Annotated in this window: 17 protein-coding genes; 3 read left to right on the plus strand and 14 right to left on the minus strand. The window is 63.0% G+C overall.

The genetic code is table 11. The features are described from left to right. Nucleotides 1–160: 160 nt before the first annotated feature. From E1297_RS07575 to E1297_RS07625, 11 genes are all read right to left on the minus strand, one after another. The gene (locus tag E1297_RS07575) at nt 161–355 is read right to left on the minus strand and encodes a phage tail assembly chaperone (RefSeq protein ID WP_155136031.1); all 195 of its coding nucleotides are present in this window, start codon (nt 353–355) and stop codon (nt 161–163) included. Continuing rightward, nucleotides 352–711: a gene transfer agent family protein gene (locus tag E1297_RS07580; RefSeq protein WP_155136033.1), complete on the minus strand. Its 360-nt coding sequence runs from the start codon at nt 709–711 to the stop codon at nt 352–354. Before E1297_RS07580 ends, E1297_RS07575 begins: the two co-directional genes overlap by 4 nt. 14 nt (nt 712–725) lie before the next feature. Further along, nucleotides 726–1,139 carry a phage major tail protein, TP901-1 family gene (locus tag E1297_RS07585; protein WP_155136036.1) on the minus strand — a complete coding sequence of 138 codons (414 nt, stop codon included), beginning with the start codon at nt 1,137–1,139 and terminating at the stop codon, nt 726–728. 197 nt (nt 1,140–1,336) lie between these two features. Then, nucleotides 1,337–1,786, minus strand: coding sequence for a DUF3168 domain-containing protein (locus E1297_RS07590; RefSeq protein WP_155136039.1), 450 nt, complete (start codon nt 1,784–1,786; stop codon nt 1,337–1,339). After that, a complete protein-coding gene (locus E1297_RS07595) occupies nt 1,783–2,082 on the minus strand; it encodes a phage head closure protein (protein WP_155136042.1) in 300 nt (99 codons plus the stop codon). Before E1297_RS07595 ends, E1297_RS07590 begins: the two co-directional genes overlap by 4 nt. A gap of 17 nt (nt 2,083–2,099) precedes the next feature. Further along, complete coding sequence (locus E1297_RS07600) at nt 2,100–2,669, minus strand: head-tail connector protein (protein ID WP_155136045.1); 570 nt, start codon at nt 2,667–2,669, stop codon at nt 2,100–2,102. Nucleotides 2,670–2,854: 185 nt separating this feature from the next. Further along, a complete protein-coding gene (locus E1297_RS07605; RefSeq protein ID WP_155136075.1) occupies nt 2,855–4,081 on the minus strand; it encodes a phage major capsid protein in 1,227 nt (408 codons plus the stop codon). Nucleotides 4,082–4,221: 140 nt separating this feature from the next. Further along, nucleotides 4,222–4,662 (minus strand): HK97 family phage prohead protease, encoded by a 441-nt coding sequence (locus E1297_RS07610; protein ID WP_155136048.1) that lies wholly within the window; start codon nt 4,660–4,662, stop codon nt 4,222–4,224. Then, entirely contained in the window at nt 4,662–4,817 is a 156-nt protein-coding gene (locus E1297_RS07615) for a hypothetical protein (RefSeq protein ID WP_155136051.1), read from the minus strand. The genes E1297_RS07610 and E1297_RS07615 overlap by 1 nt, the downstream gene beginning before the upstream one ends. 208 nt (nt 4,818–5,025) lie before the next feature. Beyond that, nucleotides 5,026–5,253, minus strand: a complete 228-nt coding sequence (locus E1297_RS07620) for a hypothetical protein (protein WP_155136054.1) — start codon at nt 5,251–5,253, stop codon at nt 5,026–5,028. Beyond that, nucleotides 5,246–6,439, minus strand: a complete 1,194-nt coding sequence (locus E1297_RS07625) for a phage portal protein (protein ID WP_155136057.1) — start codon at nt 6,437–6,439, stop codon at nt 5,246–5,248. Before E1297_RS07625 ends, E1297_RS07620 begins: the two co-directional genes overlap by 8 nt. Nucleotides 6,440–6,473: 34 nt before the next feature. Between E1297_RS07625 and E1297_RS07630 the strand changes: the two genes are divergently transcribed. Beyond that, entirely contained in the window at nt 6,474–7,196 is a 723-nt protein-coding gene (locus tag E1297_RS07630) for a GNAT family N-acetyltransferase (protein WP_155136060.1), read from the plus strand. Between the two features lie 202 nt (nt 7,197–7,398). Further along, nucleotides 7,399–7,842, plus strand: coding sequence for an SRPBCC domain-containing protein (locus E1297_RS07635; RefSeq protein ID WP_155136063.1), 444 nt, complete (start codon nt 7,399–7,401; stop codon nt 7,840–7,842). Between the two features lie 5 nt (nt 7,843–7,847). Here the strand turns inward: E1297_RS07635 and E1297_RS07640 are convergent, their stop codons facing one another. The 3 genes from E1297_RS07640 to E1297_RS07650 form a co-directional block, all read right to left on the minus strand. Continuing rightward, the gene (locus tag E1297_RS07640) at nt 7,848–9,194 is read right to left on the minus strand and encodes a DNA-packaging protein (protein ID WP_155136066.1); all 1,347 of its coding nucleotides are present in this window, start codon (nt 9,192–9,194) and stop codon (nt 7,848–7,850) included. Continuing rightward, nucleotides 9,106–9,615, minus strand: coding sequence for a hypothetical protein (locus tag E1297_RS07645; protein WP_155136069.1), 510 nt, complete (start codon nt 9,613–9,615; stop codon nt 9,106–9,108). The genes E1297_RS07640 and E1297_RS07645 overlap by 89 nt, the downstream gene beginning before the upstream one ends. A 354-nt stretch (nt 9,616–9,969) precedes the next feature. Next, complete coding sequence (locus E1297_RS07650; protein WP_155136072.1) at nt 9,970–10,392, minus strand: secondary thiamine-phosphate synthase enzyme YjbQ; 423 nt, start codon at nt 10,390–10,392, stop codon at nt 9,970–9,972. A gap of 189 nt (nt 10,393–10,581) precedes the next feature. Between E1297_RS07650 and E1297_RS49755 the strand changes: the two genes are divergently transcribed. Further along, nucleotides 10,582–10,881: hypothetical protein (locus E1297_RS49755; RefSeq protein WP_209015691.1), on the plus strand; the 300-nt coding region annotated here is incomplete at its 3' end.

Genomic DNA, 10,881 nt, shown 5'->3' on the forward strand with positions numbered 1-10,881 from the left:
GCGTTCCGCGCCCTTGACAATCAATCCCTTGGGACAAAATGGCCCGGAAGCCATCAATGGCGGAAACCGCCATTGATGGCGTTCCCTGACAAAACGTCGATAAACCGGGCATAAACAGCCCACAAGTTGACTAGATGCACGCTTCGCGGGCCTTGGAAATTCAGGTGTCCGGATAAGCACGCCGGAGCGCGTCGAAGCGGTCCCGCTCCATGGGAGCCGCTTGCCGCTCAAGACCAAGGGCGGCCGCCAACTCGCGCGGGGTTGCGGCCCAAAACACCTGCGGTGTCCAGCCAAGCTGCCGGGCTGCCAGATGTTGCAAGGACCGCCAGGGAAATGGTGCCACGGCAGACTTCATGCAGGCACCAGCGCCTTCGGCTCCTGGCCCCCGGCCTCTTCCGGCTCCGGATCGCCAAAAGTGGCTTTCAGCAGATCGGCGACAATCGCGGCAAACCCGGCAATGCCGGCGGGCGCGGTCATCTCGGCCACCTGCTCGTCGGTGACGGCATTTCCGGCCCCGCGAAGCCCGGCACCGATCACCCTCGTCATGTCCCGCGCCGACAACCGCCCGGTGGCGAAGCGCTCGACCAGCGCATTGATATCCTCGCAGGCGAAAGCGTCTTCCAGCTCCGCCAGCGCGCCAAGGGTCAGCACCAGCGTCCAGCGCCGCCCGTCAAGCATTGCGGAGATTTCCCCGCGCAACCGGTTTGCCATCAAAACCTCCCTGATCAGATCGCCGTGAATGTCAGTTCACCGGCAGATTCCAGCGCCAGCTCGAAACTCACCTCGCCGTCGTGCCGCCCGGCATATTCAAGGGCCGTGATCTGGAACAGTCCCTCAAGCGTGCCGAAATCCGGGATCACCGCCTGCCAGGGCCGGATACTGCCATCAAAGAACAATTGCCGTGCCTGGGCATCGCTTGCCGCATCCTTGAACAGGCCCGAGCCGGACAGGCTGGCCGTGCGGGTGCTGGCCGCCTCCAGAAGCTCCCGCCAGCGGCCGGGGCTGTCAGCCGTGGTGATGTCGACGGTTCCGGCCGACAGCGCGATCCGGCGCGCCCGCAGGCCCGCGACCGTCACGAAGCTCCCGGTCTGATCGGCATCCAGTTTCAAAAGCAAATCGCGTCCGCGTTGCGCACTCATGTCCTTGCTGCCTCCTCTGGCCTTCCATTCATCCCTGCAGCACCTTGCAAGCACGCCGCCCCACGGCACGCGCCCGCAAGCTTTCAGAATTTCCGTTGTTGGTCTTCCCGGACGCAGCGAAGCGGCGATCCGCGACCGGCGAACCCCGGACATCATTTCCGCCACGGGCTCTGCGATCCCGCATAAAAACTCCGGTTTTAGCGGGATGACGAAGAGGGTTGATTGCCCTGATCGGTGACCGGTTCGGTGACGGCACGGATTGCGGTTTCGGCCTGAAACCCGCGCCCGTCCTTCAGGACATGGCTTGCAATCGCGCCGATGGTGAGATTGATCAGCCGGTACCCGGCGATCGGCACCGGCCCGTGGATCAGCACATCGGCCGCCCGCCCCGCGGCTTCTGCGGCCTCATCCCGGTTCGGCGCGCGGGAAAAAACTGCCAGCTTCAGCGCATGTTCCAGTCCGTCCTCGGCGAGGCTCAACAGGGGTTTTGTATCGACCGCCCGCAACACCAGATAGGGCAAGGACTGCCCCCGTGGAGCCAGATCGAACAAGCGGCCCGCCCCCAGCAAACCGGTCAGCGTGCCGTCAGCGGCAAGACAGGCGAAGAGCCCCTTGCGCAGCGCCGTCTGCGCCTGCTGGAAACTCATGTTCCCTCCTCCTCGGCACGGCACACAAGCTTGCGGTATTGTGCGTCCGGATCGGCCACCGACAGCAACCGGAACGTCCGGCTGCCGACCATCAGCTTCCAGCCGCTTTTCACATCCGGACGATAGCGCAGCCAGATGTCATGGGTTGCGGTCCCGTCCAGACGTCCGGCCGTGTCACTTTCGCCCTGCCCGCGCAAGCGGATTGCCGCGAAATCGGCCCCCGCCTGCGTAAAACTCCAACTGGCGGTTCCGTCCGGTCCGACTGCATGCACCGGCTCCAGCAGGACCACCGGCACGTTGAGATCCCCGGCCCTCACAGCAACGGTACCCGGTTTGTCAGCACCAGCCGGTCGAAGCCGACCGGCACGGTCGCAACCGGCCGGTCGCTGCCCGCCTCCCGGTTTTCAAACCAATGGGCGGCAAGCAGTTTCACCGCCTGTTTCAAACCCGCCGGAACATCCTCCGCAGCCGGGCCGTAACCGGCGGTGAACCCGATCTCGATGCCGGATACCCCTTGCGCAGGATATCCGGCTCCGGCGGCCACCTTCAGCCGGGGCGGGTCCTGCTCTTTGAGGAGCACCCACGCATCGGGATCAAGCGTGGTGGGCATGCCGTCCAGATCATAGACAAGGATCTGGTCAAGTTGGCTTACCGGTGCAAGCGGCAGCGGCACCACGCGGCCCGGCGGCCAAGCATCAAGAAACATCCGCCAGCCCTGTGTGATCAGCGCCCGGCGGGTTGCCTGCTCGACATGGCTCCGCGCCGCCGTGATCAGGCTGGCGAGCGTGCCGTCTTCAGCCGTTGACACCAGCCGCAGATGCTTGCGCATGTCGTCAAGGCTCACCGGCTCGACAGCCGGCGGGCTTTCCAGATGGACGGTCATGGGGATTGATCTCCGGTTTCCAAAAAGCGACGCCGGGTTTCTGAGAGAAACCCGGCGCCAGTTGGGGGAGGTTTTTCGCTGGTTCGCGGGATGATGGCGGGTAGGCTGAGGTCTTGCGTCGCCTCCGCATCTTCAAAGGAGCTGTTCACACACGGGACCGGTGAGCCACCGCCCCTACGGGTCCATTACCCGGCCGAGAACTTAAGAAGCTTGATCGCGTCGAAGTCCTGAACACCGCCGCCAACGCGCTTGGTGGTGTAAAACAGCACATAGGGCTTTGCCGAAAAGGGATCGCGCAGGATGCGTACGCCCATCCGGTCGACCACCAGATAGCCGCGCCGGAAATCGCCAAAGGCAATCGGTGTCGTGCCCGTCCCGATGTCGGGCATGTCCTCGGCCTCGGTGATCGGAAAATTCAACAGTGTCGCGGGCACGCCCGCCCCGGACGGCGGTTGCCAGAGATAGGTGCCATCCGCGTCTTTCAGCTTCCGGACGGCCCCCTGGGTCCGGCGGTTCATGACAAAGCGGGCGTTTTGCCGGTAGCCGCTCTTGAGCGCATAAACCAGGTCGATCAGGACATCGCCCGGATCAGAGGCCGGAAACGCCCCATCCACCCCGGTTTGCAACGTGCCGAGATTGCCCCAGCTCCAGCCGGTCTCGGCCACCTGCGGCACGGACAGAAACCCGGTCGGCTTGTTGACACCGTCGCCGGACACAAAGGCCGCCCCCTCCTGTTCGGCAAAGGCGGTTTCCACCTCTTCCGCAAGCCACTGGTCCATGTTGATGGCCGCATCGTCCAGAAGGGTCGCGGTTGCTGCCGGCATGGCGTAGAGTTCCATGACGGAGAAGTTCAGTTCTTCCAGCTGCGGCGTGCCGGTCTGGGGCCGCACCGCGGTTTCGCCCACCCACCCGGTTGCCGGGCCGGTGCGGGCAAAGGGTTTCCTGTAGGTGGTGGCAGAGACCTGCCGGTTGCCTGCAATCGCACGGATCGGCGAGGCATGGGACAGGCGCTCCAGAATTTCGGTTTCGGTCTCGTCTGGCACCAGATAGCCGCCATCCGCCCCGGTCCCTGCCGACATGTCCTTGATTTCAAGCGCGGGCTGTTCCCGGCCCGAGCGCAGATATGTGTCAAACGCGGCCTTGCTCTCAAGGCCTTGCGCCGAGGGCTGCCGGCCGGGGCTCCCTGCACGGGCCGGACGGCGGCTTTTGAGGCTCAGATCGTCAATCCGGCGCTGGGTCGCATCAAGGGCCGCATCCAGCCGGTCGAGCTTTTCCAAAGTCACCACATCGGCGCTGCCCCGGCTTTCGATCTCCGCAAGCCGCGCGTCGTTGACAGAGCGGTAGGCCTCGAAGGCGCGGAAGAATTCATCGAAACTGCGGGCAACGTCTGCCCCCGCCCCGCCTTCCGCCATCGGTCCGGCAGGCACCGGTTCGGCACCGGTCAGACCCGCCTTTGTTTCAAAAACCGGTGTTTCAAAAACCGGTGTTCCAGAAACCGGGGTTTCAAAAGCGGCCGCGCCAGCGTCCGCGCGGTCAATATCATCCAAGCGTGTCATCCCTGTCTCCTTGAAGCAATGCCAACCAGCCGCGCACGCGCCTTTGCCGCTTGCGGGAAGGTCACCAGCGATATTTCCCAAAGGTCGATGGCGATCAGCTCCCGGCCCGAACGGGTCCGGCGCGCCTTCAGTGCCCGGAAGCCGATGGACAGACCGGTGAGATCGCCCGAATTCAGAAGCGCTGCCGCCTCACGCGCCCGCGCCACCCCCGGATTGAGCTTTCCCAAAACCCGCAAGCCGCTTGCGTCCTCGCGCAGCTCCCGCCAGGTGCCGATGGGCTGATGCGCGTCGTGCTGCCAGAGCATGGCAACGCACCGGCGGCCCGTGAGGCTTTTGGAAAACGCCCCCCGCCGCACGATGTCGCCACCGCAATCCGGTTGGGCGAACAGGCTGGCATAGCCGGTGACCCAAAGGCCGTCTGTCTCAAGATCCGCCATCACCGGCGGGCTTCCTTGCGCAGGATCTCGACCTCTTGCGTGAAGCCGCGAAACACCTCCGTGTGATGGCCGGACTTGCGGCTTTTCTTTGAAAAAAGGCGCAGCACAAACCATTCGGGCAAGCGCATCCGCGCCCCGGACAATTTCTTGAACATGTTGTCGGATCCTTGATCTGAAAGCGTCTCTTGCCGCCGCACAGCACGCGTACTGCCCGTGCCCGGCGAAAATGATTTTTGCAAGGAACGCCTCTCAAGACGGCGTCCGCCTTGAAAGACTTCCTCGCCAGTTTGTCATGAGAGATCGAGCATCACAGGCGCGTCGTGTTCACCGGAAACTACATGCCTGTATGATGCTCTTTTAGCATTATCTTTCAGTATTCTGAGCTTCATTTCTCATGTGATTTTGCAATCCGTTGAGGCGCCTGTTCAAACGTGCAATCTCCTCGACAAAATCGGAAAACCGCCGGTTCGACTGGCCGAGCTCCCGCACCAGCGTGAGCGCCAGAACAGACGCGCAGACCGCCCACAGGAACAGCGCAAGATGCGCCAGATCCCCGCGCTCGATCACCGATCGGGTGATGTCCTCAGTCATCGGAGACGCGTCCGGCCCGGGCGCCATAACCAACGGCGGCGCGTTTTTCGTCCTCGTCCAGATAGGTTGCCGCCCCGACCCGGCGCCACAGGGCCTCGCGTTCAGGGGCCAGCGCCTCGATGGCATCAAGATCGGGTTCCAGCCGGAGGCCGGTATCATAGGCAGGCCCGAGCCAGGCCGTCAGGCTGGCCGTCACCCGCCGGACCAGAGGCAGCACCGCATTGCGCCAGAAGGCCCGGTTGGCCTCCTGATAGTTCGAATAGGTGTTGTCGCCGGGGATCGCCAGCAACATGGGCGGCACGCCGAAGGCCAGCGCGATTTCGCGGGCGGCCTGGTTCTTGGCCTCGATGAAATCCATGTCCTTGGGCGTCAGTCCCATGGGCTTCCAGTCGAGCCCGCCTTCCAGGAGCAGCGGACGGCCGGCATTGCGCGCGCCCTGATACCCGGCCTCCAGCTCGCCCTTCAGCCGGTCGAACTGGTCGGCGCTGAGATTGACCGTATCGCCCGCCCCATAGATCAGCGCGCCCGACGGCCGGGCGGCATTGTCGAGCAGCGCCTTGTTCCAGCTGGCCGCCGCATTGTGAATGTCGAGGCTCATCTGCGCGGCCTCGATCGGCGCAAAGCCGTAATGATCATTCAGCGGGTGATAGAGTTTCAGATGCCGGACAGGGGCCGCTCCCTCGTCTGCCAGCCCGGACAGGCGGATTGTGCGCCCGCCGGCGGTATAGTCAAACGCTTCCGGCCAGCCATCCGGCCCCGGCACAACCCTGATCCGGTCAGGACGCAGCACATGCAGTTCGCGGGGCGTCCCGTCAAGGCCGACCTGTTCCAGATAGGCATTTCCCGAGGTGAGCAGCGCCCCATAGGTGCGCTCCAGAAAATCGGCCCGGGTTTCGTCCGGGTTCGGCCGGGCGAGCAGATCCGTGAGCGGATGCACCTCCAGCTCCGCGTCTCCGTCAAACAGGGTCAGCGGAACACTGGCCGCAGCTTCGGAAATCATCCGAACGGCCCGGTAGACCACCGGGTTCTTCGCAAAGCCCTCCTGCGCAAGGGCCGCATAGTTGCGCGGGCTCCACACCGGCTGCGCCCGGCCCTGCAGCGCCAGCAAGGGGCCGGTGCGCGATGCCTTTTGCCCGGGTGCGTTTCCACGGGCAAGCAATGTGTCAAAAGCCTGTTTCAAGCGCATGTTTTATCTCGTTTTTTTTGACATTTTTGAATGAATGCATCACGCTCCAAGGCACGACGGTCACGGATCGGGAGCCCGAACCCCGCTCACCGCGCGAGGTCGAGGTGCTCACCACATCTGGCCACAGCCTTCGCAATCGGATAACACCGCGCGGTCTTTTCCATTTCACGTTGAATCAGGTCCACTTGTGTCCCCACCCGACCTCCACCTCCGCCCCGCCCGCGACGAAGACGCCTTGATGCTTGCAGCCCTGTCGACCGAGGTCTGGCTCGACACCTATGCCCGGGACGGCGTTTCGCGCGCCTTTGCAAACCATGTTCTGAGCGAGTACGCGCCGGAGGTTTTCCAAGCCGCCTTGCATGCCCCGGACACCCGGCTGCTTGTGCTGGAGCGGCAGGCGCATCTGCTCGGCTATGTCCGGCTTCATCTGACCCCGGACCCGCCCGCACCGGATTGCGGCACCGCCGAGATCAAGACCCTCTATCTGCGCCGCCACCACCACCGGCTCGGCCTCGGCACCCTGCTGTTCCGGGCCGCGATGGCAGAACTGCACGGGCTTGGGCATTGCCGGGGCTATCTCACCGTCTACGAGCACAACGATCCCGCAGTGGCCTTTTACCGGGCACTCGGCATGGACCAGACCGGACGCTGCGTGTTCCGTTTCGAAGACCAAAGCGCCCCGAACCTGATTTTCTCAAGTTCCACGGCCGGATTTTCCGGACCGGAGCTACATACTGGCGCCGCGAATATCCAATAGCCCTTGAACCCGCCCATATTCTCCCGGCTCTGTACGTCATGACGCCCCCACTCACCAACGCATCATTTTAAAAAGCGCATTATTTCCAGATCAATAGCGCGATGTCCTGTCACGCCTTTTAAAGAAAGCTGCTGGAGGCCAGCTTGCACGCCTTCCGCAAATCGCGTCACAGTCGCTCCGACCCGCAACGCGAGGCAAAACAGTGACCCAGTCCGGCCCCGATGCCATCCGCCTCACGCTTGATCTCGGCCAACAGGTCGGGACGGTCTGGCGCGTCCTGACCGGTATGGAGCATTTGCCGCTTTGGTTCGGCGGCCATGTGTTTCTGGACGCAAGGCCGGACGGTGTCTTCCGTGAGACATGGCGGCAAGACGGCCGCGATATCGTCACTTCCGGCCGGATAACCCGGTTCGAGCCTCCTTCGGCCATTGCATGGAACTGGGCCGATGATGATTGGTCGGGCGAAACGCAGTTGCTTCTGACACTTCAAGGGACGGATACAGGCACCCGTTTGACCCTTCAGCATACCGGCTGGGCAACGCTTCACGAAAACAAGGGAGACACCTTGCGCAAGGATCACCTCGCAGGCTGGACCATGCATCTCGCAAAGCTTGAAGCCTACTGCTGGGACCTTCCGGTTGAGTGATCGCGCTAGAGCCCCCGCACACGCGGCTCCGCCCTTGGGCCCAGCATCAGCTCCGTCACCGCCCAGACCAGCGCATCCAGCCGGTCGGGGGAGCGGCCGCTGGACAGGCCTGCCGGGCCGAAATCGGCCATCTCGTCCTCCAGCTCCGGAAAAGCGCCTGCATGGTGGATGCGGCCCTGATCGTAGAGCATGGCCACCGGTTCGGCGCGGGAGAATTTTCCGCGCGTGGCCCGCACCGTCTTGACCGGAACGGACGGGTCCGCGCCCCGGATGACCTCCGACACCATCTCGCCGCCCTGATTGACCTCCGCCACGAGACAATCCGCGTCAAGCCCATGCCAAAGCCCGATGGCAATGGCGGCCCAGTCGGCGGGCTTCACCGCCCTGCGGCTGCGGTCGGCAAGCACATAGGCCTGACCGTCCTCGCCCAAGCCCACGGCGACGATGCCGCAGGCGTCGGAGTGCCTGCCCGAACTTGCAGGCGGATCAACCGCAATCACGATCCGGCGCAAGGGACAAGGAGCCCGCTCCACCCGGCCCGCCTCCAGAGCATGCCGGGACCACAGCGCATCGGGCCTGTCCTCGATCAGCTCGCCGTCCAGCTCCTGCCGCCCGAGCCGGGTTCCGGCATAGCGCGACACGATCCGCTCCAGAAATCCGGGGGCCAGATTGTAGGCATTGGCCCGGGTCGGCGCGTGGGTGACGGCCGTGCCCGGCTGGCCGAGCAGACGCTTGATCAGGGGCACGGGCCGGGGCGTGGTCGTGACCAGTTGACGGGGTTTCTGACCCAGACGCAGTCCGAATTGCAGCATGTCGAAAGTCTCCTCGGCATAACGCCATTTCGCCAGTTCATCACACCAGGCGAGATCGAATTGCGGACCGCGCAGGGCCTCCGGATCTTCGGAGGAAAACCCTTGCGCCACCACACCGTTGTCCCATTCCAGCCGCCGCCGGGTCGGCGACCAGCGCGGCCGTCCGGACTTGGGATGCACCGCCAACAGGCCCGACACCCCTTCCACCATGACCTCGCGCACATCCGCATAGGTTTCGCCGATCAGGGCAATCCGGCCCGCCCTTGCGCCCTCGTGCCTGCCGCCGCCCGCCGCCGCGCGGACCCATTCGGCCCCGGCCCTTGTCTTGCCCGCGCCGCGTCCGCCCATCAGCAGCCACAGCGTCCACGCGCCCTCCGGCGGCATCTGGTGATCATGGGCAAAGACCGGCCATTCATGCAGCAACAGCTCTATTTCGGCCCGGGACAGGCTTTCAAGCAGCGCCTCCAGCTGCCCGGCTTGCGCGCAGGCGATCAAGGCGTTGCGCAAGTTCGCGGCGCAGCTGGTCGTCGTTGTCTCCATCCTCGCCGGCCGCCTCCTTGCCACCCGCCTCCCGGTCCAGATCCATCAGCATGGTCAGCGTGCGGGCGAGGCTCGCCAGCGTTTTCACCGTCTTGTCGATCTCGCCGAGATCGGCCCCATCCGCATCCAAAGTCCCGAGCCGCGCCTCGATCTGGTCCATCTGGCCGGTAAAGGCCCGGTAAAGCCGCCGCACCAGGGCTCCATGCGCATCTTCGTCCGCTGCCGCATTCGCCTGCCCGCCGGGGCGCTCCCGGTCCGGCCCGGCCGCAGGAGCAGACCGGGTCCCTTCGGGAGACTGCCGGACCTTCTTGCGCCCGGCCCGATCCTTCGCCTTTTCAGCCTTCACCACATCAGCAAGCCCCTTGCCGGAAAACCGCTCGGCAAAACCCGGCCCCCCGCGAAGCTCCTTTCCGCCGGTCATGGCAGTCCTTTCAAAACAGAAAAGGCCGGCATGTGCCGGCCAGACATGTGGTCGATTTGCCTTGCCTTCCGCACACCCGGAACCGGAAGAGGAGCGCCCTGTCCAACAAAGCCCACGACAGTCCGGACACAAAAAAGGGCGCCCGTGGCGCCCAGTTTTCTTGTCGTCCCTGATCGTTCCTGCGTTCTGGCGCGGTTGCCCGAGAGACAAGGCGTCACCGCCAATCCACACGAGCCAGATCGGCGTTACACTTGCCACCAACCCTTGCCAGCCGCAGTTCTCCGACCGTGATTCATTCCTAGCAAATCACCGTCACGCTGTCAAGAATATTTTCCTATTTTTTTACTTCGCCTCTCACCCGGCCAAAAACTGCGCGGCAATCTCGCGGCTGTGCGGCCGGGTGCGGTGTTCGAACAGATAGATCCCCTGCCAGGTTCCAAGCCGCATCCGACCACCGGCGACCGGGATTGAGAGCGACACGGGCAGGAGCGCTGCCTTGATATGGGCCGGCATGTCGTCCGGACCTTCCAGCGTATGCACCAGATAGGACATCGACGGATGATCGGAAGGCGGCACCAGCCGGGAGAAAAAGGCTTTCAGATCCCGCTGAACATCCGGATCGGCGTTTTCCTGAATGAGCAGAGAGCAGGACGTGTGACGCACGAACAGGGTCAGCAGCCCGTCACCGGCCCCTTTTGTCCGCAACCATCCGGCCACATCGTGAGTGAATTCGTATAGTCCGGCCCCACGGGACTGGAGGGTGAATGCCGTTTGCATCGCAACGCCCTTCTTGCATGGAATGACAGCCGGATAACACCGGAGCCGCCAGGGGTCAAAACGGCCCGGTGCCTTCTGGCTGCACGGTTTTTCCTATGCAAGCGCGCTTCAACCCAATACAACTGGCACCGCTAGGCTAAACAGCATACTTCCCTATCAAATCGAACTCGCAGAAGCACCGGAAGCCCAATGGATGGCAAAATAATAATATTCACTCAAAGGGCGAACAGATTTTTTTGGATTATATCCGCTATATTTTTCTCTATACTTACAATAGGAGGCATATACGGGTATTTTTTCTCACCAGAATACGAAATTAAAATTACACAAATTTTGATAATTTGCGTATTTCTTTCTGTAAGCCTGACTTATTCGAACTCAAATTTAAGAATAGAGTTTCACCCCCACATAAATCAGATAAAAATATATGACCAGGATACAGAAATTTTTAACGCTTTTTACAAAGGAGATTTGGAGAAAAATTCAATA

Source organism: Roseibium sp. RKSG952, assembly GCF_009711355.1.